The organism is Plantactinospora sp. B24E8 (genome assembly GCF_039871735.1).
Taxonomy (GTDB): Bacteria; Actinomycetota; Actinomycetes; order Mycobacteriales; family Micromonosporaceae; genus Plantactinospora.
The window spans coordinates 18311-43529 of sequence record NZ_JBDPMH010000002.1 but is presented as its reverse complement, the minus strand read 5'-3'; the positions used below and the strand labels follow the sequence as shown (position 1 = coordinate 43529).

The 25219-nt window shown below is 70.4% G+C and carries 31 protein-coding genes; 2 read left to right on the top strand and 29 right to left on the bottom strand.

Annotated features, from left to right (window positions below; translation table 11 throughout):
• Positions 1-98 precede the first annotated feature (98 nt).
• From ABGB21_RS04210 to ABGB21_RS04195, 4 genes are all read right to left on the bottom strand, one after another.
• Positions 99-1157, bottom strand: coding sequence for an ABC transporter permease (locus ABGB21_RS04210; RefSeq protein ID WP_347676407.1), 1059 nt, complete (start codon positions 1155-1157; stop codon positions 99-101).
• Positions 1147-2208: an ABC transporter permease gene (locus tag ABGB21_RS04205; protein WP_347676405.1), complete on the bottom strand. Its 1062-nt coding sequence runs from the start codon at positions 2206-2208 to the stop codon at positions 1147-1149. The genes ABGB21_RS04210 and ABGB21_RS04205 overlap by 11 nt, the downstream gene beginning before the upstream one ends.
• Positions 2205-3761, bottom strand: coding sequence for a sugar ABC transporter ATP-binding protein (locus ABGB21_RS04200; protein WP_347676403.1), 1557 nt, complete (start codon positions 3759-3761; stop codon positions 2205-2207). The genes ABGB21_RS04205 and ABGB21_RS04200 overlap by 4 nt, the downstream gene beginning before the upstream one ends.
• Before the next feature lie 257 nt (positions 3762-4018).
• A complete protein-coding gene (locus tag ABGB21_RS04195) occupies positions 4019-6808 on the bottom strand; it encodes a family 78 glycoside hydrolase catalytic domain (RefSeq protein ID WP_347653221.1) in 2790 nt (929 codons plus the stop codon).
• A 133-nt stretch (positions 6809-6941) separates the two neighbouring features.
• On the opposite strand from ABGB21_RS04195, the gene ABGB21_RS04190 reads away from it, so the two are divergent.
• Positions 6942-7529 carry a hypothetical protein gene (locus ABGB21_RS04190; protein WP_347653222.1) on the top strand — a complete coding sequence of 196 codons (588 nt, stop codon included), beginning with the start codon at positions 6942-6944 and terminating at the stop codon, positions 7527-7529.
• Between the two features lie 31 nt (positions 7530-7560).
• Here ABGB21_RS04190 and ABGB21_RS04185 read toward each other — a convergent pair whose 3' ends face one another.
• A complete protein-coding gene (locus tag ABGB21_RS04185; protein ID WP_347653223.1) occupies positions 7561-8847 on the bottom strand; it encodes an endo-1,4-beta-xylanase in 1287 nt (428 codons plus the stop codon).
• Between the two features lie 180 nt (positions 8848-9027).
• Between ABGB21_RS04185 and ABGB21_RS04180 the strand changes: the two genes are divergently transcribed.
• Positions 9028-12096, top strand: a complete 3069-nt coding sequence (locus tag ABGB21_RS04180; RefSeq protein ID WP_347653224.1) for a S8 family peptidase — start codon at positions 9028-9030, stop codon at positions 12094-12096.
• Between the two features lie 97 nt (positions 12097-12193).
• On the opposite strand, the gene rpsD is transcribed toward ABGB21_RS04180, so the two are convergent.
• The 24 genes from rpsD to rplV all read right to left on the bottom strand — a co-directional run bounded on the left by rpsD (position 12194) and on the right by rplV (position 25192).
• Complete coding sequence (gene rpsD / locus ABGB21_RS04175; protein ID WP_347676401.1) at positions 12194-12820, bottom strand: 30S ribosomal protein S4; 627 nt, start codon at positions 12818-12820, stop codon at positions 12194-12196.
• A gap of 16 nt (positions 12821-12836) precedes the next feature.
• Positions 12837-13244, bottom strand: coding sequence for a 30S ribosomal protein S11 (gene rpsK, locus ABGB21_RS04170; RefSeq protein ID WP_030329919.1), 408 nt, complete (start codon positions 13242-13244; stop codon positions 12837-12839).
• A gap of 208 nt (positions 13245-13452) precedes the next feature.
• Positions 13453-13833: a 30S ribosomal protein S13 gene (gene rpsM / locus ABGB21_RS04165; protein WP_347653294.1), complete on the bottom strand. Its 381-nt coding sequence runs from the start codon at positions 13831-13833 to the stop codon at positions 13453-13455.
• Positions 13834-14065: 232 nt separating this feature from the next.
• Positions 14066-14179, bottom strand: coding sequence for a 50S ribosomal protein L36 (rpmJ, locus tag ABGB21_RS04160; protein WP_012184307.1), 114 nt, complete (start codon positions 14177-14179; stop codon positions 14066-14068).
• A gap of 120 nt (positions 14180-14299) precedes the next feature.
• Positions 14300-14521, bottom strand: a complete 222-nt coding sequence (infA, locus tag ABGB21_RS04155) for a translation initiation factor IF-1 (protein ID WP_123554963.1) — start codon at positions 14519-14521, stop codon at positions 14300-14302.
• A gap of 215 nt (positions 14522-14736) precedes the next feature.
• Positions 14737-15303 (bottom strand): DUF1707 domain-containing protein, encoded by a 567-nt coding sequence (locus tag ABGB21_RS04150; protein WP_347676399.1) that lies wholly within the window; start codon positions 15301-15303, stop codon positions 14737-14739.
• A 130-nt stretch (positions 15304-15433) separates the two neighbouring features.
• Positions 15434-16288: a type I methionyl aminopeptidase gene (gene map / locus ABGB21_RS04145; RefSeq protein WP_347676397.1), complete on the bottom strand. Its 855-nt coding sequence runs from the start codon at positions 16286-16288 to the stop codon at positions 15434-15436.
• Between the two features lie 9 nt (positions 16289-16297).
• Positions 16298-16951 carry an adenylate kinase gene (locus ABGB21_RS04140; protein WP_331215504.1) on the bottom strand — a complete coding sequence of 218 codons (654 nt, stop codon included), beginning with the start codon at positions 16949-16951 and terminating at the stop codon, positions 16298-16300.
• A complete protein-coding gene (secY, locus tag ABGB21_RS04135; protein WP_347653291.1) occupies positions 16952-18283 on the bottom strand; it encodes a preprotein translocase subunit SecY in 1332 nt (443 codons plus the stop codon).
• A 234-nt stretch (positions 18284-18517) separates the two neighbouring features.
• On the bottom strand, positions 18518-18961 hold the full coding sequence (gene rplO / locus ABGB21_RS04130; protein ID WP_347653290.1) for a 50S ribosomal protein L15: 444 nt from the start codon (positions 18959-18961) through the stop codon (positions 18518-18520).
• Positions 18961-19143 (bottom strand): 50S ribosomal protein L30, encoded by a 183-nt coding sequence (gene rpmD / locus ABGB21_RS04125; protein ID WP_331215502.1) that lies wholly within the window; start codon positions 19141-19143, stop codon positions 18961-18963. The genes rplO and rpmD overlap by 1 nt, the downstream gene beginning before the upstream one ends.
• Positions 19143-19757 (bottom strand): 30S ribosomal protein S5, encoded by a 615-nt coding sequence (gene rpsE, locus ABGB21_RS04120; RefSeq protein WP_331215501.1) that lies wholly within the window; start codon positions 19755-19757, stop codon positions 19143-19145. The genes rpmD and rpsE overlap by 1 nt, the downstream gene beginning before the upstream one ends.
• A 30-nt stretch (positions 19758-19787) precedes the next feature.
• The gene (rplR, locus tag ABGB21_RS04115; protein WP_347653289.1) at positions 19788-20177 is read right to left on the bottom strand and encodes a 50S ribosomal protein L18; all 390 of its coding nucleotides are present in this window, start codon (positions 20175-20177) and stop codon (positions 19788-19790) included.
• A 64-nt stretch (positions 20178-20241) separates the two neighbouring features.
• Positions 20242-20784, bottom strand: a complete 543-nt coding sequence (gene rplF, locus ABGB21_RS04110; RefSeq protein ID WP_347653288.1) for a 50S ribosomal protein L6 — start codon at positions 20782-20784, stop codon at positions 20242-20244.
• Positions 20785-20797: 13 nt separating this feature from the next.
• Positions 20798-21205, bottom strand: coding sequence for a 30S ribosomal protein S8 (gene rpsH, locus ABGB21_RS04105; RefSeq protein ID WP_347653287.1), 408 nt, complete (start codon positions 21203-21205; stop codon positions 20798-20800).
• Positions 21206-21344: 139 nt separating this feature from the next.
• Positions 21345-21530: a type Z 30S ribosomal protein S14 gene (locus ABGB21_RS04100; protein ID WP_007073023.1), complete on the bottom strand. Its 186-nt coding sequence runs from the start codon at positions 21528-21530 to the stop codon at positions 21345-21347.
• A gap of 4 nt (positions 21531-21534) precedes the next feature.
• Positions 21535-22101 carry a 50S ribosomal protein L5 gene (gene rplE / locus ABGB21_RS04095; RefSeq protein ID WP_347653286.1) on the bottom strand — a complete coding sequence of 189 codons (567 nt, stop codon included), beginning with the start codon at positions 22099-22101 and terminating at the stop codon, positions 21535-21537.
• Positions 22101-22415, bottom strand: coding sequence for a 50S ribosomal protein L24 (gene rplX, locus ABGB21_RS04090; RefSeq protein ID WP_347653285.1), 315 nt, complete (start codon positions 22413-22415; stop codon positions 22101-22103). The genes rplE and rplX overlap by 1 nt, the downstream gene beginning before the upstream one ends.
• A gap of 2 nt (positions 22416-22417) precedes the next feature.
• Complete coding sequence (rplN, locus tag ABGB21_RS04085) at positions 22418-22786, bottom strand: 50S ribosomal protein L14 (protein ID WP_007073026.1); 369 nt, start codon at positions 22784-22786, stop codon at positions 22418-22420.
• Positions 22787-22900: 114 nt separating this feature from the next.
• Positions 22901-23182 carry a 30S ribosomal protein S17 gene (gene rpsQ, locus ABGB21_RS04080; protein WP_347653284.1) on the bottom strand — a complete coding sequence of 94 codons (282 nt, stop codon included), beginning with the start codon at positions 23180-23182 and terminating at the stop codon, positions 22901-22903.
• A complete protein-coding gene (gene rpmC, locus ABGB21_RS04075; protein WP_331215496.1) occupies positions 23179-23415 on the bottom strand; it encodes a 50S ribosomal protein L29 in 237 nt (78 codons plus the stop codon). Before rpmC ends, rpsQ begins: the two co-directional genes overlap by 4 nt.
• Complete coding sequence (gene rplP / locus ABGB21_RS04070; RefSeq protein WP_347653283.1) at positions 23415-23840, bottom strand: 50S ribosomal protein L16; 426 nt, start codon at positions 23838-23840, stop codon at positions 23415-23417. The genes rpmC and rplP overlap by 1 nt, the downstream gene beginning before the upstream one ends.
• Before the next feature lie 3 nt (positions 23841-23843).
• The gene (rpsC, locus tag ABGB21_RS04065; RefSeq protein ID WP_347653282.1) at positions 23844-24713 is read right to left on the bottom strand and encodes a 30S ribosomal protein S3; all 870 of its coding nucleotides are present in this window, start codon (positions 24711-24713) and stop codon (positions 23844-23846) included.
• Positions 24713-25192: a 50S ribosomal protein L22 gene (rplV, locus tag ABGB21_RS04060; RefSeq protein WP_347653281.1), complete on the bottom strand. Its 480-nt coding sequence runs from the start codon at positions 25190-25192 to the stop codon at positions 24713-24715. The genes rpsC and rplV overlap by 1 nt, the downstream gene beginning before the upstream one ends.
• Positions 25193-25219: the final 27 nt, after the last annotated feature.

Here is a 25219-nt window from a genome sequence, read left to right as displayed (position 1 = left end):
CGCCCTCGCGGGTCGTACGGTCCGGCGTACGGAGAAGGTGCTGGCTGGGTGGGGCGGGGTGGGGCGTACCGGCGTGGGTGGCCGGAGGCGGCGTGGGGTCAGGCGCCTGGCGCGCCGGTGACCGGGGTCGGAGCGGATCGGGACGGGGTGGCCCGGGGTGCGTCGGGTCGTCGACGGCGGAGCCGGGCCCGCAGCATCGCCGCCGCGTTCGGGCCGACGACGGAGAGGATGAGCAGGGTCCCGGTGACCACGGTCAGGGTGTCGGCCGGTACGTCGGCGAGCTGCAGCGCGCTGCGCAGGGTCATCAGCAGCAGCACCCCGGCGACCACACCGACCAGGGTGCCCCGGCCGCCGAAGATGGAGACCCCGCCGAGCAGCACCGCCGCCACCACCGTGAGTTCGAGGCCGGCCCCGTTGTCGGCGCGGGCGCTGGCGTACCGCATGGTCCAGAAGACGCCGGCCAGGGCGGCGACCGCGCCGGTCAGCACGTACAGCCAGAATGTGGTCCGGGCCACCGCGATGCCGGAGAAGCGGGCGGCCTGCTCGTTGTTGCCCATCGCGTACAGGCCACGTCCGATCGGGGTGGCGTGCAGCAGCACGGCGAACCCGACGGCGAGTACGGCGAGCACCAACACCACCCACGGCACCGTGGTGCCGGGCAGTGGTCGGATGGCGCCGCCGGTCCAGCCGAACGGGAAGTCGGCGACGGCCCGGTCGCCGAGCACCACGTAGGCGAGGCCGCGGTAGAGCGCCAGCGTGCCGATCGTCACCGCCAGCGACGGCAGCCCGAAGCCGGCGATGAACAGCCCGTTCACCGCGCCCAGCAACGCGCCGAGCAGTACCACGAGCGGCAGGATCAGCGGCAGCGGCAGCCCGGTGAGCCAGAGCTGGCCGAGTACCGCGCTGGCCAGGCCGAGCACGCTGGCCACCGAGAGGTCGATCTCCCCGGTGATGACGACCAGGGTCATCGGCAGGGCGATCAGCAGGATCGGTACGACGTCGAGCAGCAGGAAGCCCCAGAAGCGCGCCGTGGCGAACCCCTCGACGAGTACCGACGCGCCGACGACAACCAGTGCCAGGAGCACGACCACCAGGACGTCCCAGTTGCCGAACGCGGAGAACCAGCGGGCCGGCCGGCCCGCCCGGTCATGCGCCACGGGCTCTCCTTCCCCGAAGACGGTGGGCGATTCGCGCGGCGAGCGCCCGGTCCATGCCGATCGCGGCCAGGATCAGCGCGCCGACCACGGCCTGCTGCCAGAACGGGTCGATCCGCAGCACCGGCAGCGCGCTGCCGATGGTGCTCAGCAGGACGGCGCCGAGCGCGGCCCCGTACACCGAGCCGCTGCCGCCGAAGATCGCCACGCCGCCGACCACCACGGCGGCGACCACGTTCAGCTCGATGCCGGTGCCGGCCGCCGCGTCGAGGGTGCCGAACCGGGCCGCGTACAGCACCCCGGCCAGTCCGGCGAGCCCGCCGCTGACCACCAGCGCGCCGAAGACCCGTCGGCCGACCGGGATTCCGTGCAGCCGGGCCGCCGCCGGGTCGGAACCGATCGCGTACAGTTCCCGGCCGCTGCGGTACGACCGCAGGTAGAAGCCGGCGGCCAGCAGCACCGCGACGGCGAACAGGGCGAGCACCGGTATCCCGAGCAGCGTGGCGGTGCCCAAACTCTTGAAGCCCCGGGGCAGGTCGGCGGCGTTGATCTGCTGGCCGGCCGCCCAGGAGTAGTCGACGCCCCGGAAGACGTAGAGGGTGCCGAGGGTCACCACCAGCGCGGGTACCCGGGCGACCGCGATCAGGGCCCCGTTGACCACCCCGCAGAGCAGACCGACGCCGACCCCGGCGAACAGGGCGAGGACGATCGGGGCGTCCGGCATCGCCAGGAAGAGCTTGCCGGTGGCGAACGCGGAGAGTCCGAGCACCGAGCCGACCGAGAGGTCCACGTTCCGGGTGACGATGACGATCGCCTGTCCGACCGCCAGCACGACCAGGATGGTGGCGCCGAGCAGCAGGTCCTTGCGGCCCTGCCCGGAGACGAAGCGCGGGTTGACCGCGGTGGTCGCCGCGACCAGCAGCACCAGGGCGAGGCCGATGCCGAGTTCCCGGGCCATGAAGATCCGGTGGGCGGCCGAGCTGCCGTCGCGTGGCGGTTCCGATGGCCGGGGCGGCGTCTCCGGCGTCGCACCGGAGGTGGTCGTGGCGGTCACGCCGCTCCTCCCCGCCGGTCGGTGCTGATGCCGGTGGCCGGCGCCCCGGTGGTGCCGGTGGCGGCCAGCATCACGGACTCCTCGTCGGCGGCGTCCCGGGTCAGTTCCCGGACCAGCCGTCCCTCGTGCATCACCAGGACCCGGTCGGCCATGCCGAGCACCTCCGGCAGTTCACTGGAGACCATCAACACCGCGACGCCGTCGGCGGCGAGCCGGGACATCAGCCGGTGCACCTCGGCCTTGGTCCCGACGTCGATGCCCCGGGTCGGTTCGTCGACGATCAGCACCCGGGGCTCGGTGGCGAGCCACTTGGCCAGCACCACCTTCTGCTGGTTGCCGCCGGAGAGCGTGGAGACCGGATCGGTCAGCCGGCCCGCCTTCACCTGGAGCCGGTCCGCCCAGGTCCGGGCCGCGTCCCGTTCGGCACGTCGGCCGAGCAGCCCGAACCGGGCCAGCGGCCAGCGTCGGGTCAGGGTCGCGTTCCGTTCGACCGACAGTTCCATCACCAGGCCCTGCTGCCGCCGGTCCTCCGGCACCAGGGCGAGGCCGGCGGCGAGCGCCGCGGCCGGTCGGCCCCGGGGCAGGCGTACGCCGTCGACCCGCACCTCACCCGCGTCGTACGGGTCGAGGCCGAACAGGGCCCGGACGACCTCGCTGCGGCCGGCACCGACCAGTCCGGCGAGCGCGACGATCTCGCCCCGGTGTACCTCGAAGCTGACGTCGGAGAAGACCCCGGTCCGGGTGAGGCCCCGGACGCCGAGCACGGTCTCCCCGACCGACGTCTCCTGTTTCGGGAAGAGCTGGGAGATCTCCCGGCCGACCATCCGGCGGACCACCTGGGCGGTATCCAGCGCCTCGACCGGGTCGGTGGAGACCCACCGGCCGTCCCGCAGCACGGTGATCCGGGCGGCGAGCGCGAAGACCTCCTCGAAGCGGTGCGAGATGAACAGGATGGCGGCGCCGGCCTCGCGCAACGAGCGGACCACCGCGAACAGCCGTTCCACCTCGACCCCGGAGAGCGCGGCGGTCGGTTCGTCCATCACCAGCACCCGGGCGTCGAAGGAGAGCGCCTTGGCGATCTCCACCAACTGCTGGTCGGCGATGGAAAGTCCGCGCGCGGGACGGTCCGGGTCGAGGTGTACGCCGAGTCGCCGGAACAGGTCGGCGGCGCGCCGGCGCATCAGCGCGGTGTCGATCCGGCGGAGCCCGCGCAGCGGTTGCCGGCCCATGAAGATGTTCTCCGCGACCGACAGGTCGGGGAAGAGCGTCGGCTCCTGGTAGATCACCGCGATGCCGGCGGCGCGGGCGTCAGCGGGCCCGGTCAGCCGCAGTGGCTGACCGTCCAGGGTCAGTACGCCGTCGTCGGGTTCGTGCACCCCGGCCAGGATCTTGACCAGGGTGGACTTGCCGGCGCCGTTCTCGCCGACCAGCGCGTGCACCTCGCCGGCCCGCAGTTCCAGACGTACGTCGACCAGGGCGTGCACCGCGCCGAACGACTTCCGTACGTCCGACATGGTCAGCAGCACCGGAGCGTCTTCTTCCCGTTCGGGCACCGAGCCCTCCAGCCTGAAACGTTTCAGTCCACTGTGATGAAGACGGTAAATCGCCGTTTCGGGACCGGTCAAGCGTTTCGGCTCGATTACCCAATCGTTACCTGCCGGACTCTCGCGAGATCCGAAACCGGAAGAGCCCTTCCGGTGCGCAACGACGCGCACCGGAAGGGCCCTGGTCAGGATCCCGGCCGCCAGCCCGCAACGGCGGCGGTCAGGATCCCCGCCACCGAACCGCGACGGCGGCGGCCGGCGTCCGACTACCGGGGTTGGAAGGTCGACCGGCCGGAGCCGACCTCGAAGACCGCCCGCCCGTCCCGGACCCCGAGGTAGCTCGCCCGCCCCGGACCGGACACCCGGTACGACGTACCGGCGGTGACCGGGAGGGCGACCCGGGCGGTGACGTTGACCGGCACCTCGACCTCGATCCGCAGGCCGCCGCCGGTCCGCCGCCAGTCGACGGAGACCGGGCCACGCTGGGTCGGCACCGTGCCGGCGGCCCGGCCCAGCCCGGTCGCCGGGGGCACGACGTCGACCCGGGCCGCTCCCGGGCTGGCCACCCGGACCCCGAGCAGCGTCTGCTGCACGTCGACCAGGGCCTGCGCGCCCCAGCCGTGCGACTGACTGAAGTTGCTGCCCGGGTCGAGGGTCCACGCCTCCCAGGTGAAGGTGCCGCCCTGGGCCAGGATGTTCGCCCAGCCCAGGTCATCCGGGTTCGTCAACAGCTCCAGTACGGCGTCCGGCCGGCCCGCGTCGGTCAACGCCTGCAGCAGCCAGTGCGCGGTCATCGGGCCCTGCCGCATCCCCAGCCCGGCGAGGTACGCCGCCAGCGCCGGCCGGTCCGCCGCCGGCGCCACCCCGTGCGCGATCGCGTACGACGTGCTGTGCTGCCCCGCGTGCCCGCTCTGCTCCCCGGTCACGGAGAGTCCGTCCACGTAGACCCCGTCGGCCCGACGCAGCCGCTGGTTCATCGTCTCGACCAGCGCGTCGGCCCGGTCGGCGTACCCGGCCACCTCGGCGGCCGGTCGGCCGAGCGCCTGGCCCACCCACGCCACGGTGCGCAGCACGTCCACACCCTGGGCGTTGATGCTGGTCCGGGCGGCGGCGGTCATGTCGTAGCCGAACCGGCCGGGCTCCGGCCAGTCGACGATCCCGTACTGGTAGGCGCCGCTGCCCCCGGAGAGCTGGGTGACCAGGCCGGCGGTCGGTCCGGAGGCCGGGATGTGTCGCAGCACGTAGTCGGCGGTGTTCCGGATCGCCGGGTACGCCTCGGCGAGCAGTCCGGCGTCCCCGGTCTCCTGGTAGTACCGCCACACCCAGTCCACGAACATCAACGAGTAGTCCGGGATGTCCCGCTTGCCGTCGCCGTTCGGATAGACCGCGTTGTACCGGCCGAGATCGTTGCCGGTGGTCCAGAACCGTTCGGCGGAGCGCAGGAACTCCCGGATCGCCTGCTGGGTGGCGTCCCGCTCGCCGAAGCCGCTCATCGTCGCGTACGAGATGTCGGCGGCGTCGCCGAGGAACTGCCCCTTCTCCCGGGTCGGGGTGTCGACGAACGCCTCCTGCACGGAGTAGATCGCCGACCGCTTGAGCAGCTCCCAGACCGCGTCGAGGGTCCGGTCCGAGCTGCGGAACGTCGCCTCCCGACCGGTCGGGACGTCGGTGTGCACCAGCACCGCCGAGACGTCGTCCCGGCCGATCGGCTCTCCCGCGCCGGGAATCTCGAGGTAGCGGAAGCCGAGATGGGTGAAGGCCCGGAACTCCTGCGGTCCGTCCTTCTGCAGGTACGGGAAGCTCAGGTCGGTGCCCTGGGAGAGCAGGGTGTCGGTGGCCACCCGACCCGCCCCGGTCAGGTTGTAGCCGGCCCGGATCGCCACCTCCCGGCCGGCGACCCCGGCGTCGAACCGGACCACCGGGCGGGCCGGGATCACCACGCCGAAGTCGGCGACCACGGTGCCGTCGGCGGCGGTGGTCAGCGCCACCGGTCGCACCGTCGTCTCGGCGAGCCGGGTCTCCTGCCCGATCAGGTGCGGGTACGTCGCGACCGGATGTGCGCCCAGCACCTCGGCCGGGGCCCACGGCGCGGCGCTGTCGTCGTAGCCGGGTCGGGTCCAGCCGACCACCTCGGCCCGGGCGTCCTGCCGCTCGACCCGGTCACCCTCACCGTTGCGCCGGGCGGCGCCGTTGACGAACAGGGTGTCCCGGTTAACCCGCCACGTCCCGTCGGTGCCGAAGACCTCCCGGGAGCCGTCCGCGTGTTCGACGACCAGCTTGAGCAGCAGACCCCGGGCGCCGGCCGGGCGGCCCTGTCCGCTGCCGTACCAGTGGTAGCGGACCGCGATCGCGAGCGGCTCGCCGGCCTCCACCAGTCCGGTGACGTCGGCGGCCTGGTAGTAGTCCTCGCCGGGGTAGCCGAACGAGGTGCCCCGGTCGGCGCGCCGGCCGTTCAGGTACAGCTCGTAGGTGTGGTCGGCGGCGGTGTAGACCCTGGCCCGGACCACCCGGCCGCGTGCGGGGCGGACCTCGGTGCGGGCCAGGGTGTAGTCGTCGGCGTCGCTGGTGGTGCGCCGGATCCAGCTGGCGCCCTCCCACTCGCTGTCGGAGATGCCGGTCTCGAAGGCGCCGCTGGCCGGCGGGGAAACCTGGCCGGTGCGGTCCCAGGTCCGGACCGTCCACCGGTACGCGCTGCCGGAGCGCAGAGCCGGGCCGCCGTACGGCACGTACGACTGCTGTCCGGAGCGGACCTTGCCGGAGTCCCAGACCAGCCGACCGGCCGCCTCGGCGACGGTGATCCGGTAAGCGGTCTGCGTCTCGTCCGGGTCACGGTCCCGGGGCAGCCAGCCGAACCGGGGTGTCCCCTCGACGTTCAACGGGTGGTCCCGGTCGTCGACGGTGAGGTCGGCGGGGGCCAGCGGCGCGTGACCCCGCCGGTCCGGGATGTGGGCGCCGCCGGCCGCCGCCGGGGGTACGCCGGTGAGAACGGTCCCGGCGACGAGTACGCCGGTGACGACAACTGCGGTCCGGAGGCGTGCGGATCGTCGGCGTGTCATGTCGCTCCTCGCGCTCGACCTGCCTGAATCGTTTCAGGCAGGTTACGTCCGAGGTGGACGACCGGGAAGCCGATCGACGTGACCGAATCCGGCGCGGCACGGAACCTTGCCGGTGCCGGTTACCGTCGTCCTCGTGATCCGGTCCAGCGTCGTACGGGGGACGGCCCTCGCCGCGGCACTCACCCTGTTGCTCGTCCCCGCCCTGCTCGGCTGCTCGGCTGGACGATCCGGTCCGCCGGAGCCGCCCGCCGAACCGACGACACCGTCCGAACCCGTACCGGTCGAATTCGACGTGCCGAGCGGCTTCACCGACACCGACGACTACCGGATCGCCGTACCGCTGCACCCGGTACGGACCACCCGATGGGTGGTGCCGGCCGGCACCCGGGGTCTCGACGTCATCGCGGTCACCTCGTACCTGCTCGACGCCGACGTCTCCGTCGAACCGGACGACCGGTTCCCGGCCCGGCTCGCCGGCTACGCCGACAAGGTCGCGGCGATCAGCGCCACGCCGCCGGTCCGGACCACCGTCGCCGGCCATCCCGCCTGGCAGCAGAGCATCGTCCAGCCGGACGACCGGGAGCCGTTCCGCTACGACGCCACCTTCGTCTTCGCCGGACACTTCATGGTCCAGGTGATCTGCCAGTACGACCAGCGGCCAGAACAGATCAGTGCCGCATGTCAGGAGGTCCTCGACACGCTCCGACTGGTCTTCGTCTGAACCGCCCGACCGACCGGGCACGCCGCCCGCCTCACAGTGACACGTCGAGGCGCACCTCACCGGGGGTGTCGAGCCGGAAGGTCGCGGACCGACCGGCGGCGCCGACCTCGTACTCGCCGAGGAAGCCGGTGAGCCGTACCCGGCCGTCGGCGTCGGTACGCAGTGTGGTCGGCGGCAGCCACCAGTCCCCCTTGACCAGTGCGCGCAGCGCGTCGTACGACGGTTTCGGGCTGCCGTCGGCGCGGACGAACCCGCCGGGTGCGCCGAGCCAGCCGCCGTCCGCGATCCCCCAGTACGTCATCGCCTCGACCGAGGGGTGTGCCAGCAGGGTCCGGTAGTGCCGGACGATCTCGTCCGCCTGCCGTTCCTCCCCCTCCGGGGTGCTCGGCCACTCGTCGACCTGGTGGTCGTTGAGGTCGACGATGTCGGCCGGCATCAGCTCGCCGGAGAGGATGGTGGTCTCGGTGAAGTGGATCGGCAGGCCGTACCGGGAGAACCGGTCGAGGATGGCGAGGGTCTTCTCCTCACCCCAGTAGCCCTGGTGCATGTGGCTCTGCAGGCCCAGCGCGTCGATTTTGATGCCCGCCTCCAGCACGCCCTCGATCAGGCACTCGTACGCGGCGGACATGTCGAAGTCGTTGAGCAGCAGGGTGGCGCCGGGGTTCGCCTCCCGGGCGGCGTCGAAGACGGTCCGGATCAGCGGGATGCGTCCCATCTCGCGGCAGATCCGGGTGAGGCCGTTGTCGTACTTGTCGAAGATCGGCATGATCACGACCTCGTTGATCACGTCCCACATGTCGATCACACCGGCGAAGTCGGTGACCTCACGGCGGACCCGGTCCACCTGCGCCCGGACGATCTCCTCGTTGGAGAGGTCCAGCAGCCAGTCGGCGCTGACCGTGTGCCAGGCGAGCGGGTGCCCCTTGACCGGGCAGCCCCGCTCGGTGAACCAGCGGGCGGTGTTCCGGACCCGCTCGGTGTCCGGCCGGCCGCGATCCGGCTCGAACCGTCCCCAGTAGAACGGCAGGGTCGCGAAGTTGAACAGGTCGAACCAGAGTTCGGCGAGCCGTTCGACCGGCGCCGCGTCCGCCTCGCCCAGCGAGCCCTGCCCACCGCCCGGCCCGACACCCGGCGTCGCGGTCAGTTCGCCGTTGGCGAGCGGGATGAACTCGAACCCGGTGCAGCCGAAGAGAAATCGGTGGTCGCGCTGCGCCACCACCACGTCCTGGTCGGCGAGCGGAACCCCGCCCGAGGTCACGGTCAGCGTGGCGTCCGCGGCACGGGTCCGGCGGATCGCCGGGTCAGATTCGGAGAACATCGAGGAATCCTCGCACGATCGCCCCGGGCCGGGCGAGGGCAGCGACTGTCGGACCGTAACCGGTGTTCAACGGGCTTGTGATCCAGGTAACGAGTGCTTCTCAGCGGTCCGTAGTTGATCTTACATTTCGGCGGCCGCCACCACCTGTGACTGTCGGCCTCGACTGTGGAGGACAACCACGTGCCACCCCTGACAACAACCCAACCCGGCCGAGCAGCACGGGGGCGGGTCAGCATCCTGGCCACCACGGCCCTGCTCGCGGCGGGTCTGGTCGGCGCATCGGCGGCGAACGCCGCGGCGGCGCCCCCGACCAGCAACGGGCCGGTCGCCCGTTACCTCGTCCAACTCGACGAGGAGCCACTGGCCACCTACCCCGGAGGACTACCGGGGCTGCCGGGGACCCGGGCGGCGGAGGGCGGCCGGCTCAACCGCGGCTCCGGCGACGCCCGGGCGTACCAGGAGCACCTGCGGCAGAGGCGGGACGCGGTGCTGACCGGCGTCGGGGTACCCGCCGACCAGGTCAAGGGCACCTTCGACACCGCCTTCAACGGCTTCGCCGCACGCCTGTCCCCCGCCCAGGTGGTCCGGCTGCGGGCCACTCCCGGCGTACGTGCCGTCTACGAGGACGTCCAGGTGCACACCCACGCCTCGTACACGCCGGACTATCTCGGGCTGACCGGCGGAACGGGTGTCTGGGAGCGCCAGTTCGGCGACGCCCGGCACGCTGGCGAGGGCATGATCATCGGGGTGATCGACAGCGGCTTCTGGCCGGAGAGCGCCAGCTTCGCCCCGCTGCCCACCCCGCGCCCGGACCAGGCGGTCATCGACGCGAAGTGGAAGGGCACCTGCGACGTCGGCATCGAGGCGCCGATCACCTGCAACAACAAGGTGATCGGCGCCCGCTGGTACGCCGGGCTCGCCGACGCCTTCCCCGACGAGTACTCCTCACCCCGGGACCGCAACGGACACGGCACCCACACGGCGAGCACCGCGGCCGGCAACCACGGGGTGCCGGCCTCGGTCGCCGGCCAGTCCCTGGGCGAGATCTCCGGCGTGGCGCCGGCCGCCCGGTTGGCGATCTACAAGGCGCTGTACGACACCGGCGCCGGCTCGGCGACCGGCAGCTCGACCGACATCGTCCAGGCCATCGACGACGCGGTCGCCGACGGTGTGGACGTCATCAACTACTCGATCGGTGACGACAACGAGCGGTACACCGCGATCGAGCAGGCGTTCTTCAACGCCGCCGCGGCCGGCGTCTTCGTGGCGGCGGCGGGCGGGAACGCCGGCCCCGAGGCGAGCACCATCGACAACTCCGTGCCCTGGGTGACCACGGTGGCGGCGAGCACCATCGACCGGCAGCACAGCCGCACGCTCACCCTCGGCAACGGCAGGCAGGTCACCGGCGTGGGTATCGGAGCGGCCGCTGCCGGCCCGGCACCGCTGGTCTCGGGCAGGGCGAGCGCCCTGCACCCGGACAACCCCGGCGACGCCGAACTCTGTGTGGACGGCGCGCTCGACCCGGCCAAGGTCCGCGGCGCGATCGTGTTCTGCCTGCGCGGGGTCGTCGACCGGGTCGCGAAGAGCGCCGCGGTGGCGAAGGCCGGCGGCATCGGCATGGTGCTCTACAACGACGGGGTGAACTCGCTGGACGCCGACACCCACTCGGTGCCCACCGTGCACATCCTCGACACCGACGCGCCACCGGTCGCCGCGTACATCGCACAGGGTGGGGCGACCGCGACGATCTCGGCGGGACACCTGACCACGGTCGAGGCTCCCCAGGTCGCCGGCTTCTCCTCGGCGGGTCCGTCCCTCTTCAACCGCAGCGACCTGCTCAAGCCGGACATCAGCGCGCCCGGCATGGCGGTCGCCGCCGCGTTCTCCCCGGCGACCGGCGGGCAGGACTTCGCCCTCGAGTCGGGCACGTCGATGGCGGCCCCGCACATCGCCGGCCTCGCCGCCCTGCTCCGGGCCAAGCACCCGACCTGGTCACCGTCGGCGATCCGCTCGGCGATGATGACCACCGCCGTGGACACCACGGACCGGGGCAACCGGATCAAGCTCGGGGACGCCCCGGCGACGCCGTTCAACTACGGCGCCGGCGAGGTCCAACCGGGTGACGTCTTCGATCCCGGGCTGGTCTACGACTCCACCGAGCAGGACTGGCGCAAGTACCTGTGCGGGCTGGCCGCGAAGGGGGAGTTTGTCCCGACCGACGGCTGTGACACCACCGGCGCGATCGCGACGAACCAGCTCAACTACCCGTCGATCTCGATGGGCAACATGGTGGGCACCCAGACCGTGACCCGTACCGTCACCAACGTCAGCGACCGGGCCGGCACCTACACCTCCGACGTGCGGGCCCCTGCCGGTTACGCGGTGAAGGTCACCCCGGCGACGTTGCACGTGCCGGCAGGGCGGACCGCGACCTTCGAGGTGGAGATCACCAACCGGTCCGGCGCCTTCGGCACCTGGGCGGACGGTGCGCTGACCTGGCGTGACAAGTCCGGCCACCAGGTCAGGATCCCGCTGGTCGTCCACAACACCGGGCTGATCACACCCGACCAGATCACCGGCACCGGCACGGCCGGCAGCTTCCCGATGACCGCCCAGGTCGGCTACCGGGGCACGCTGGCCGCCCAGGTGATCGGCCTGACCGACGGCACCGCCACCACGACCACCCTGCACGGCGACGCGCCGATCTGGGACTCCCGGTCGCCGGAGAACCTGCCGGTGCCGCTGCCGGCGTCGATCCACCGGAGCACGGTGCACGTACCGGCGGGCACGGTGAACCCGCAGATCATGGTGACCGGTCAGGCTCCGGGCTGCACCGAGATCGACTGGGGCGCCGACCCGCTGCCGCCCTGCGCCGACTACATCGTCGACGTGTACGACCACACCAACACGGTCGTCGCCACCAGGTACGGCAGCCGGGACGGCGCCATCGTGGCCCTACCCGGGGTCGGGGACTACACACTGGTCGTCGAGCAGCTGTACACCCTCAACATGCCGGCCGGCCAGGAGGACAACACCTACACCGTCACCACCCTGCTGCCCGGCCAGCCCGGCAGCTCGGACGGCAGGCTGACCATCGATCCGAAGAAGCGCACGGTGATGGCGGGCGCCACCGCGAACCTGACGCTGCGCTGGGCCGGGCTCACCCCGGGCCGGCTCTACGTCGGCGCACTGGTGGTAGGCGACGGCAAGGACACGCTCAAGACCCTGCCGATCACGGTGCGGTCGTAACCTGACCCTGCCCCGCGACGTCCGGACCCACCCACGGGCGGTTCGGGGCGGCGCGGGGGGGGGGCCGCCGCGGCCCCCACCACCGGGTGCCCAGAAACTACTTCGAGTAGAGCTCGACGATCAGCTGCTCCTGGACCTGGGTGTCGATGACCCCACGGGCCGGAAGCGTGTGCACGAGCACCTTCATCTGGCTGGGGATGGCCTCCAGCCAGGCCGGCACCGTCTTCGAGCCGGCCTCGGCCTGTGCGACCAGGAACGGGGTCAGCTCCTTGGACTTGCCCCGGACCTCGACGATGTCGTGCTCCTTGACCCGGTACGACGGGATGTCGACCTTCTTGCCGTTCACCGTCAGGTGACCGTGCTTCACGAGCTGACGCGCGTGGTCACGGGACTTGGCCAGGCCGGCCCGGTAGACGACGTTGTCGAGCCGCGACTCGAGGATCTGCAGGAGGATCTCGCCGGTCTTGCCCTTCTTGGCGACGGCCTCCTCGTAGTACCCGCGGAACTGCTTCTCCAGCACGCCGTACACCCGGCGGGCCTTCTGCTTCTCACGCAGCTGCAGCAGGTACTCGGTCTCCTTGGTACGACCCCGGCCGTGCTGTCCGGGCGGGAACGGCCGGGACTCGAACGGGCACTTCGGGCCATCGCACTTGCTGCCCTTGAGGAACAGCTTCATCTTCTCCCGACGGCAGCGACGGCAGTCGGGACCGGTGTAACGAGCCATCTTTGTCTACTACCTCTCAGACCCGACGACGCTTCGGCGGACGGCACCCGTTGTGCGGCTGTGGCGTGACGTCGGCGATCTGGCCGACCTCCAGACCCACAGCCTGCAGCGAACGGATGGCGGTCTCCCGGCCGGAGCCGGGGCCCTTGACGAACACGTCGACCTTGCGCATGCCGTGCTCCATCGCCCGTCGCGCGGCGGCCTCGGCGGCCAGCTGGGCGGCGAACGGGGTCGACTTGCGGGATCCCTTGAAGCCGACCTGGCCAGCGGAGGCCCAGGAGATGACGGCACCGGTCGGGTCCGTGATCGAGACGATGGTGTTGTTGAACGTGCTCTTGATGTGCGCCTGCCCGTGGGCGACGTTCTTGCGTTCCTTGCGCCGGACCTTCTTGACGGCGGCCCCGGCGCGAGCCTTCGGTGGCATAAGTCTGTGCGCTCCTAGTTGACTTCCCGGTGCGGGTAGGAGTCCGGACGACCTCGACGGACGCCGACCCGGATTCCGGTTCACTCTCCGGTACGGGTAGGAGTCCGGACGACCTCGACGGACGCCGACCCGGATTCCGGTTAACTCTCCGGTACGGGTAGGAGTCCGGACGACCTCGACGGACGCCGACCCGGATTCCGGTTAAGTTTTACTTCTTGCCGGGCTTCTTCTTGCCGGCGACGGTCCGCTTCGGGCCCTTCCGGGTCCGGGCGTTGGTACGGGTCCGCTGACCACGGACGGGCAGGCCCCGGCGGTGCCGGATGCCCTCGTAGCAGCCGATCTCGACCTTGCGGCGGATGTCCGCGGCGACCTCGCGGCGCAGGTCACCTTCTACCTTGAAGTTCGCCTCGATGTGGTTCCGGAGCTGCAGCAGCTCCTCGTCCGTGAGGTCCTTGGCGCGCTTGTCCGGGGAGATGCCGGTGGCGGCGAGCGTCTCGAGCGCCCGGGTCCGTCCGACCCCGAAAATGTAGGTGAGCGCGATCTCCATCCGCTTGTCGCGGGGGAGGTCGACGCCGACTAGCCGTGCCATGTGCGGGCGTACTCCTCGTGGTGTTCGCGGAGGTCTGGACCCGCCCCACCCCGCCTGCCCCGACGGGCCCCGGCCTCCGACCGGGGGTCAGCCACGACTCGCGTTCTCGCCAGGCGTTCTCGCCAGACGTTCTCGCTGCTCGCGGCTGGGACGAGCTTGTGTTGTTGTGCGGGATCTACGACCCGGGTGACCACGACGCGCCGCCGGCGGCGTGCCGGCCGGCGACCGTGGTTCAGCCCTGGCGCTGCTTGTGGCGCGGGTCGGTGCAGATGACCATGACCCGGCCGTGCCGGCGGATCACCCGGCACTTGTTGCAGATCCTCTTGACGCTCGGCTTGACCTTCACGGTTGCCTTACTTCCCATCTAGTACCCGGCAGCGCGACGCCGTCGAGTCGTGAGGACGGACACGGATGTCCGGTCGTCGTCAGGCGAACCCCTCCGGACCGGCGAGCGGTCCGGTGACGTTCACTTGTAGCGGTAGACGATCCGCCCGCGGCTCAGGTCGTACGGCGAGAGTTCGACGACAACCCGGTCCTCGGGCAGGATGCGGATGTAGTGCTGCCGCATCTTGCCGCTGATGTGAGCCAGCACCTTGTGGCCGTTGGCGAGCTCGACCCGGAACATCGCGTTCGGGAGTGGCTCGATGACCCGGCCTTCCATCTCGATGGCTCCGTCTTTTTTCGGCATGTCCTCCGCTGTCCTGACGTCGGTTACTCCGGACGGCTCACAACGTCTTCCTGGATGATGGCCATCCAGGCCAGCCGCGGACCCCGGCTCCCACCGAAGCGCGGGTGGGCATGCCGGAGTGGACGCTGTGCGCCGATCAGCCAGTGTACGCGCGCACGTGCAGCAGCGCCAACCCGAGGTGGCTCGGGTTGGCTGATCGGACGAATCCGACTATATCAGGCGGCCTCCCCGTCACCCGGCCGCTCGGTCCGACGGCGCTCCCGGCGCTCGGCCCTGGCCCGCTCCCGAGCCGCCCGGCGGGCGGCCCGGCGCTGCGGCGCACCGTTGGCCAGACCCGAGACCGTCACCACCAGCAACACCACTCCCCAGGGCCCGGCGACCCAGCCCGGCCAGAAGTAGTTGATATCGCCGGCCATCACGCAGATGACCGCCCAGATCCCGACGACCACCGCGACCGTGCTGAAGTAGGGACCCCAGGTTTCCCGCAGCCAGTCCCGTACCACGGTGCCGGGAGAGGACGGCGTAGGTCCGGTCGAACCGCCCGGGACGGCCACCCCTCCGGTTCCGGTCGGCGCCAGCCGTGACCGCTCCTCCGGCGCCGGGGCGGGCAGGTCGGCGAGCAACCCGTCCAGGTCACCGTACGTCTTCGCCGCGTACGTCCGCTGGAGTCGGTTGTCGTACTCGTTCAGGTCGAGCCGACCCTCGTCCAGGGCGCGACGGAGCCGGTCGGCGACCGCCGCCCGGTCCGAGTCCGCGGCACGCATCCGGTCCCGCTGCTCCATGACTCAAAGTTTGCCATCACCGGGCCACCGGGCACAGCAGTGCATGATCGGCCTGCTGCTTCCGCAGAACCGGAACCGGGCTCGCCCCGGCCCGGCACCCGGCGCGAGCGGCGCCCCAGCCCGGCGGAACTCAGCCCGCCGGGGCGGAAGGAGCCGGTTCGCGGGCGGTCACCAGGTCACCGAGCCGGGCACGGCCACCGTCCGGCGCGGTCAACACCCAGACCCCGTCGTCGAGCAACGCCATCGAATGCTCGACGTGCGCCGCGATCGAACCGTCCCGGGTGACCACCGTCCAGCCGTCGGCCAACTCCACGCTCCGCGGCGAACCCATCGTGATCATCGGCTCGATCGCCAGCGCCATTCCGGGGACCAGGCGCGGCCCGCGTCCCGGCCGACCATGGTTGAGGACGTGCGGGTCCTGGTGCATCTCCGTACCGATGCCGTGCCCGCCGTAACCCTCGACAATGCCGTACCGGCCGGCGGCCCGGACCGCCCGCTCCACCGCGAACGAGATGTCGGTGAGCCGGCCCCGGCGGTTGAGCATGCCCCGGGCGGCGGCGGCGATCCCGGCCCACATCGCGTCCTCCGCGACCTCGGCCATCCGGAGCAACTCCGGGCGCACCTCGCCGACGCCGACGGTGATCGCCGCGTCGCCGTGCCAGCCGTCGAGTACGGCGCCGCAGTCGATCGAGATCAGGTCCCCCTCCCGGAGCACCTGGTCGGCGGCGGGGATCGCGTGCACGATCTGCTCGTTCACCGAGGAGCAGATCGTCGCCGGGAAGCCGTGGTAGCCCTTGAACGAGGGAACCGCGCCGGCGCCGCGGATCACCGACTCGGCGATCGCGTCGAGGTCGGCGGTGGAGACCCCGGGCGCGACCGCGGCCCGCATCCGGGCCAGCGCGTCCGCGACGACCAGCCCGGCCGCCCGCATCTTCTCGATCTGCTCCGGGGTCTTCAGCTGGATGTCCAGCTGGTGACGACGCATGGAACCAGCCTATCCGCCGTACGAGCGCAGGGCGTCGATCGCCCGGACGGTGACGTCCTCCACCGGCCCGGTCGCGTCGATCCCGACGAGCTTGCCCTGCGCGCCGTAGTAGTCGATCAGCGGAGCGGTCTTGCTCGCGTACTCCCGGAGCCGCTCGGCGATGGTCTCCGCCTTGTCGTCGTCGCGCTGGAAGAGCTCGCCGCCGCACCGGTCACAGATCCCCGGCGTGGTGGTCGGGTCGAACTCGACGTGCCAGATCTTCTGGCAGCCCCGGCAGGTACGCCGACCGGAGAGCCGCCGGATCACCTCGTCGTCGTCGACCACCAGCTCCAGGACCAGATCCAGGGCGGTGCCCAGGTCGGCCAGGAGCTTGTCCAGCGCAGCGGCCTGCGGAGTCGTCCGGGGAAAGCCGTCGAGCAGGAAGCCCTCGGCGGCGTCCGGCTCGGCGAGCCGGTCCCGGACCATGTTGATCGTCACCTCGTCGGGCACCAGCTTGCCGGCGTCCATGTACCGCTTCGCCTCGACCCCGAGCGGGGTCCCCTGGCTGACGTTCGCCCGGAAGATGTCCCCGGTCGAGATCTTCGGCACGGCGAGGTGGGCGGCGATGAACTCGGCCTGGGTCCCCTTGCCCGCCCCGGGGGGACCGACCAGAACGAGTCGCATCTACCGCAGGAACCCTTCGTAGTTCCGCTGCATGAGCTGGCTCTCGATCTGCTTCACCGTCTCCAGGCCGACGCCGACCATGATCAGAACGGCCGTGCCACCGAACGGGAAGTTCTGGAACTGCTGGTTGTCCAGCCAGATGAAGAAGAAGTTCGGCAGGACGGCCACGAGACCCAGGTAGAGCGAGCCCGGCAGGGTGATCCGGCTCAGGATGAAGTCGAGGTAGTCAGCGGTGGGCTTGCCCGGCCGGATACCCGGCACGAACCCGCCGTACTTCTTCATGTTGTCCGCGACCTCGGTCGGGTTGAACGTGATCGAGACGTAGAAGTACGTGAAGAAGATGATCAGCAGGAAGTAGACGATGATGTACGTCGGGCTGTCCGGCTGCACCAGGTGGTTCTGCACCCAGGTCTGCCAACCGTTCAGGTTGTTCTGGTCGAAGAACTGGAGCAGCAGCGTCGGCAGGTAGAGCAGCGACGAGGCGAAGATGACCGGGATGACACCGGCCTGGTTCACCTTCAGCGGGATGTACGTGGAGGTGCCGCCGTACATCCGCCGGCCGATCATGCGCTTCGCGTACTGGACCGGGATCCGCCGCTGCGCCTGCTCGATGAAGACCACCAGGGTGATGACGACCAGGACCAGGACCAGAACCAGGGCGAACATCCCCCAGCCCTTGTTGTTCTTGATCGTCCAACCCTCGCTGGGCAGCCGCGCCGCGATCGAGGTGAAGATCAGCACGGACATGCCGTTGCCGACGCCCCGGTCGGTGATCAGCTCGCCCAGCCACATCACCACACCGGTGCCCGCAGTCATCGTGATGACCAGGACAGTGACGGTCAGCCAGCTCGGCAGCCCGGTCCCCTCGGGGATGATCGGGAACTCCTGGCACATGCCGTTGAAGAGCTGCCCGGAGCGGGCCAGCGCCACGAACGCGGACGCCTGCAGGACGCCGAGGCCGAGAGTCAGGTAACGGGTGTACTGCGTGATCTTCGCCTGACCCGCCTGGCCCTCCTTGCGGAGCTGCTCCAACCGGGGAATGACCACGGTGAGCAGCTGAAGGATGATCGAGGCGGTGATGTAGGGCATGATGCCCAGCGCGAAGACCGACAGCGACAGCAGCGCGCCACCGGAGAAGAGGTTGAGGAGGTTGAAGACCCCGTTACCCTCCCCCGTCTCCATGGTCTGGATGCACTTCTGCACGTTGCCGTACGAGACACCCGGACTGGGCAGGGTCGCGCCGAGCCGGTAGACCGCGATGATGGCTACTGTAAACAGCAGCTTCTTGCGCAGGTCAGGCGTGCGGAACGCACTGAGAAAGGCGGAGAGCAACTTCTTCCTCCTGCGCGAGGCGGGCCGCCGCTGGTGCGTGGCGGGACGGGGTGGTGTCGGGCGATCGGCCCGAAACCCATGCTGGGATCGGACTCTAACAGTCCGGCGCGCTCTCGGGCAGATCCACCCGGGAGCATTCACCGGCTCCGATATTAGCGGGGCGAACGAGCCCCCCAGTAGACCGGGGCGCCCGCCAGTTGCTCAAGAACTGGACGAGCGCCACGACCCGTCGTCTTACAGCTCGGTGACCGAGCCACCGGCAGCGGTGACCTTCTCCTTGGCCGACGCGCTGAACGCGTGCGCCGACAGCTGGAGAGAGACGCCACCCAGGTCCCCGGTACCGAGGACCTTCACCGGCTGACCCTTGCGGACGGCGCCGGCCTCGACCAGCTCCGCCGGCCCGACCTGGCCGCCCTGCGGGAACAGCTCGGCCAGCCGGTCCAGGTTGACCACCTGGTACACGACCTTGAACTTGTTCTTGAAGCCCTTCAGCTTCGGCAGCCGCATGTGGATGGGCATCTGCCCACCCTCGAACGCCGCCGAGATGTTCTTCCGGGCCTTGGAACCCTTGGTACCTCGACCGGCGGTCTTGCCCTTGGAGCCCTCACCGCGACCCACCCGGGTCTTCGCGGTCTTGGCGCCGGGAGCCGGACGCAGGTGGTGGACCTTGATCGTCATTAGTCGACCTCCTCGACCTTCACGAGGTGGCTCACGGTGAAGATCATGCCCCGGATCTCGGGACGGTCCTCCTTGACCACCACGTCGTTGATCCGCTTGAGACCGAGCGACCGCAGCGACTCACGCTGGTTGTGCTTGGTCCCGATGCCGGACCGGACCTGGGTGACCTTCAGGCGCGCCATCAGGACGTCACCCCCGCCTGGGTCGCGAGCATGGCGGCCGGCGCCACGTCCTCGACCGGCAGACCCCGCCGCTTCGCGACCGCCTCCGGCGACTCCAGCCCCTTCAGGGCCGCGACGGTGGCGTGCACGATGTTGATCGGGTTGGACGAACCGAGGCTCTTGGAGAGCACGTCGTGGATACCCGCGCACTCCAGGACGGCACGCACCGGACCACCGGCGATGACACCCGTACCGGCGCTGGCCGGCTTGAGCAGCACCACGCCGGCGGCGTCCTCGCCCTGCACCGGGTGCGGGATCGTGGAGGCGATGCGCGGCACCTTGAAGAAGTGCTTCTTGGCCTCCTCGACACCCTTGGCGATCGCCGCGGGCACCTCCTTGGCCTTCCCGTAGCCGACCCCGACCGTACCGTCGCCGTCGCCCACGATCACCAGGGCGGTGAAGCTGAAGCGACGACCACCCTTCACGACCTTCGCGACCCGGTTGATGGCGACGACCCGCTCAAGATGCGGCGTCTTCTCGGCGGGCGCGTTTCCGCGACCGCCCTCACGGCGGTTGTCGCGGCGACCACCCTCGTTGCCACCGGACCCGCCGCCACGGCGCTGTTGACCTGGCATCAGCAGCCTTCCTCTCTCTTCGTGACGGGGTTAGAACTCGAGCCCGGCTTCACGGGCAGCGTCGGCCAGCGCGGCGATCCGCCCCGCGTACTTGTTACCTCCGCGGTCGAAGACGACCTTGGAGATACCCGCGGCCTTGGCCCGCTCGGCGAGCAGCGTCCCGACCTTGCCGGCCAGGGCGCTCTTGTCGCCCTCGGCGCCACGGATCGAGGCGTCCAGGGTCGAGGCCGACACCAGGGTGTGCCCCCGGTTGTCGTCCACGATCTGGGCCACGATGTGCCGCAGCGAACGGGTGACGACCAGACGCGGCCGCTCGGCGCTGCCGAACACGGTCTTGCGGACCCGGAAGTGCCGACGCGCCCGCCCGACGGCGCGCTGGGCGGCGACGCCGCGACGGCGCTTGAGCAGCGTGGCGGTCACTTCTTACCTGCCTTTCTCCCGGCCTCGCGGCCGGCGGATGCCCTCGCCCTGGCGTTCGTGGCGGTCACTTCTTGCCCGCCTTTCCAGCCTTGCGGCGGATGACCTCGCCCTGGTACTTGACGCCCTTGCCCTTGTACGGCTCCGGCGGGCGGATCTTCCGGATGTTGGCGGCTACCTCGCCGACCTGCTGCTTGTCGATCCCGCTCACGTGGAACAACGTGGGCCGCTCGACGGTGAAGGTGATCCCGTCCGGGGCCTTCACCTGCACCGGGTGCGAGAACCCGAGCGCGAACTCGAGGTCGCTGCCCTTGGCGGTCACCCGGTAACCGGTGCCGGCGATCTCGAGGGTCTTGCGGTACCCCTCGGTCACGCCGACGATCATGTTGGCCACCAGGGTCCGGCTCAGGCCGTGCAGCTCCTTGGCGCGCCGCTCGTCGTTCGGCCGGCTGACGTGCAGCTGGCCGTCCTCGCCCCGCTCCGCCGTGATCGGCTCGGCCAGGGTGTGCGACAGCTCGCCCTTCGGGCCCTTGACCTTGACGGTCGCACCGTCGATGGTCACCTCGACACCGGTCGGCACCGGGATCGACTTACGTCCAATACGCGACATTTCTCTTCTCCCGTTACCAGACGAAGGCGAGGACTTCCCCGCCAACGCTCCGCTTGCGGGCCTGCCGGTCGGTCAGCAGCCCCTGGGACGTCGAAATGATCGCCACGCCCAGTCCGCCGAGCACCCGGGGGAGCCCGTCCGACTTGGCGTACACCCGCAGACCGGGCTTGGACACGCGCTTGATGCCGGCCAGGCTCCGCTCCCGGTTCTGGCCGTACTTCAGCTCGACGACCAGTCGCTTGCCGACGGTGCCCTCTTCGGGCTCCTCGACCGACCAGGTGGCGATGTAACCCTCGGCCTTGAGGACCTCGGCGATGTTCGCCTTGATCTTCGAGTAGGGCATCGTCACCCGGTCGTGGTACGCCTGGTTGGCGTTACGCAGACGCGTCAGCATGTCTGCGATCGGGTCGGTCATCGTCATGGATCTCGTCAGCCTTTCTCGCCGGGGTTCCCGGGGCGTTGGCCCGGGCCTACGGCGTTGCGATCCTCGCCCCGACCTTCAGTCGGGACGCGGCTGGGCCCTACCAGGGCGCTCCACCGGAATCGGGTGGGGCGCAGCGTCACCAGGAAGCCTTCGACACACCGGGCAGCTCGCCCCGGTGGGCCATCTCCCGGATGCACACCCGGCAGAGGCCGAACTTGCGGTAGACCGCCTTCGGCCGCCCGCACCGCTGGCAGCGGGTGTACGCGCGAACCGAGAACTTCGGCTTCGCGGCCGCCTTGAGGATCAGCGCCTTCTTCGCCATTCGCTCAGTTCTCCTTGAACGGGAAGCCCAGGAGCTTGAGCAGCGCCCGGCCCTCGTCGTCGGTCGTGGCCGTGGTGACCACCGTGATGTCCATGCCCCGTACCCGATCGATCCGGTCCTGGTCGATCTCGTGGAACACCGACTGCTCGGTCAACCCGAACGTGTAGTTGCCGTGCCCGTCGAGCTTGCGCCCGTCCAGGCCGCGGAAGTCACGGATACGCGGCAGCGCGATCGACAGCAGCCGGTCCAGGAACTCCCACATCCGGTCGCCCCGCAGGGTGACCTTCGCGCCGATCGGCATGCCCTCGCGGAGCTTGAACTGCGCGATCGACTTCCGGGCCCGCCGCACCTGCGGCTTCTGCCCGGAGATGGTGGCCAGGTCCCGGACGGCGCCGTCGATCAGCTTCGCGTCCCGGGCGGCCTCGCCGACGCCCATGTTGATGACGATCTTCACCAGGCCGGGTACCTGCATGGGGTTCCCGTAGCCGAACTGCTCACGCAGCTGCCCGGCGATCTCGTTGCGGTACCGCTCCTTGAGCCGCGGCATCGTCTTCGTTTCGGTTGCCGTCATCACAGGTCCTTACCGGTGCTGCGCGCGATGCGGACCTTCTGGCCGTTGTCGTCGATCCGGTACCCGACCCGGGTCGGGTTGCCGTCGGAGTCCAGGACCTGCACGTTCGAGACGTGGATCGGGGCCTCCTGGGTGACGATGCCACCGGTCTTCGCACCGCGTTGGGTGGTGGTCACACGGGTGTGCTTCTTGATCCGGTTCACGCCCTCGACCAGAACCTTGTCCTGCCGCGGGTAGGCCGCGATGACCTTGCCCTTGGCGCCCTTGTCCTTGCCGGCGATGACGACGACCGTGTCGCCCTTCTTCACCTTCACGGCTACAACACCTCCGGGGCGAGCGAGATGATCTTCATGAACCGCTTGTCCCGCAGCTCCCGGCCGACCGGGCCGAAGATACGGGTACCACGCGGGTCGCCACCGTCCTTGATGATCACGGCGGCGTTCTCGTCGAACCGGATGTACGAGCCGTCCGGCCGCCGCTTCTCCTTCGCGGTACGGACGACAACCGCCTTGACGACGTCGCCCTTCTTCACGCCCGCGCCGGGGATGGCGTCCTTGACCGTGGCCACGATGACGTCGCCGATGCTCGCGTACCGCCGACCGGAGCCACCGAGCACCCGGATGCACAGGATCTCCCGGGCACCCGTGTTGTCGGCGACACGCAGTCGCGACTCCTGCTGAATCACGTCAATCTCCTATGTCTGCCAGTTCTCAGCCGGCGGCCTCCCCGACCGCACCTCCCGGACACGGGAGGGAGGGCCGGCTGAGCTTGGCGGAACCCTGAGCCTGCGGTACGGCTCTTACTTGGCCTTCTCGAGGATCTCCACGACCCGCCACCGCTTGGTGGCGGAGAGCGGACGGGTCTCCATGAGCAGCACCCGGTCGCCCACGCCGCACGCGTTCTGCTCGTCGTGCGCCTTCAGCTTGCTGGTGCGGCGCATGACCTTGCCGTACAGCGCGTGCTTGACCCGGTCCTCAACCTCGACGACCACGGTCTTGTCCATCTTGTCGCTGACCACGAGTCCCTCGCGAACCTTGCGCTGGGCCCGCGGCGTCGCGGTGGTGGTGGTCTCTTCACTCATGATGCAGTCACCTCAGTCGGCGCGGCCGAAAGCCCCAGTTCGCGCTCACGCATGATCGTGTAGATCCGGGCGATCTCCCGACGGATGACCTGCAGCCGGCGGTTGTTGTCCAGCTGCCCGGTCGCCGCCTGGACGCGCAGGTTGAACAGCTCCGCCTTGGCCTCCCGCAACCTGCTGACCAGCTCCTCTTCGGAGAGTTCACGCAGCTCGCCGGCCTTCACGCCCGCGGCCATCAGCTTTCACCCACTTCGCGCGTAACAATGCGGCACTTCATCGGGAGCTTGTGGATCGCGCGACGCATCGCCTCTCGCGCGACCTGCTCGTTGGGGAAGGACATCTCGAAGAGCACCCGCCCCGGCTTCACGTTGGCGACCCACCACTCGGGCGAGCCCTTACCGGAACCCATCCGGGTCTCGGCGGGCTTCTTGGTCAGGGCCTGGTCCGGGAAGACCGTGATCCAGACCTTGCCACCACGCTTGATGTGCCGGGTCATCGCGATACGGGCCGACTCGATCTGCCGGTTCGTCACGTACGCGGGCTCGAGCGCCTGGATTCCGAACTCGCCGAACACCACCCGGTTGCCGCCCTTCGACGCGCCACTGCGGTCGGGGTGGTGCGGCTTGCGGAAGCCCTTCGGGGGCTTACGCGGCATCAGCATCTGTCAGCCCTCCTGCGCTGAGCTGTCCGTTCCGGCGGAGCCCGCCGGAGTCGCCGCGGCGGAACCCGCTGCGGCGCTGTCGTTCGTGGCCTCGGCGGAGATCTCCGCCTGGGCCGCCCGGCCGGCCTCGGTCCCGCCGGGAGTGGTGCCGGACGAGCCGGACCGACCACGACGCGGCCGGTCGGGACGGTCGCCCCGCTCCCGGCGCGGACGCGCCGGACCCGCCTCGGCCGGAGCCTCCCGGCCCGGTACGGCGTCGCCCTTGTAGATCCAGACCTTCACGCCGATCCGGCCGAAGGTGGTCCGGGCCTCGAAGAAGCCGTACTCGATGTTGGCCCGCAGCGTGTGCAGCGGTACCCGACCCTCACGGTAGAACTCGGTCCGGCTCATCTCCGCGCCGCCGAGACGGCCGGAGACCTGCACCCGGATGCCCCGCACGATCGGGTTCTTCATCGCCGACTGCATGGCCTTGCGCATCGCCCGCCGGAAGCTGACCCGGCTGGAGAGCTGCTCGGCCACGCCCTGCGCGACCAGCTGCGCGTCCGACTCCGGGCTCTTCACCTCGAGGATGTTGAGCTGCACCTGCTTGCCGGTGAGCTTCTCGAGCCGACCCCGGATCTTGTCGGCCTCCGCACCCTTACGGCCGATGACGATGCCCGGCCGGGCGGTGTGGATGTCGACCCGGACCCGGTCGCGGGTCCGCTCGATGTCGACCTTGGAAATACCCGCGCGCTCCAGACCGGTCGACATCATCCGACGGATCTTGACGTCCTCGGCGATGTAGTCCTTGTAGAGCTTGTCCGCGTACCACCGGGACTTCCAGTCGGTCGAGATGCCGAGCCGGAACCCGTGCGGGTGAACCTTCTGCCCCATTACTCGGCACCCTCCGTCTTGCTCTGCTGCGTCTCGGCGGCTCCGGTCTCGGCCGCCGGAGCGGTCGACTTGGCCGGGGCGGCCTTCTTCGCGGCCCGCCGGGCCGGCGTCGCCGGCGCCACGGCCTCGACCACGATGGTGATGTGACAGGTCCGCTTGCGGATCCGGTACGCCCGGCCCTGGGCCCGCGGCTGGAACCGCTTCATCGTCGGGCCCTCGTCCACGAACGCCTCGCTGACGAGCAGCGCGTCGGGGTCCAGCCGCTCGTTGTTCTCCGCGTTGGCGATCGCGCTCGCGAGCACCTTGTAGACCTGCTCACTCGCCGCCTGCGGCGCGAACTGCAGCACCGTGAGCGCCTCCTTCGCGGGCAGACCGCGGACGAGGTTGATCACCCGGCGCGCCTTGGTCGGCGAGATGCGCACGTGTCGCGCAACCGCCCGCGCGCCCGGAAGCACCGGAGCGTCGCCCTTTACTGGCATCGCTGAAACCCCTTGATCCTTTATCCG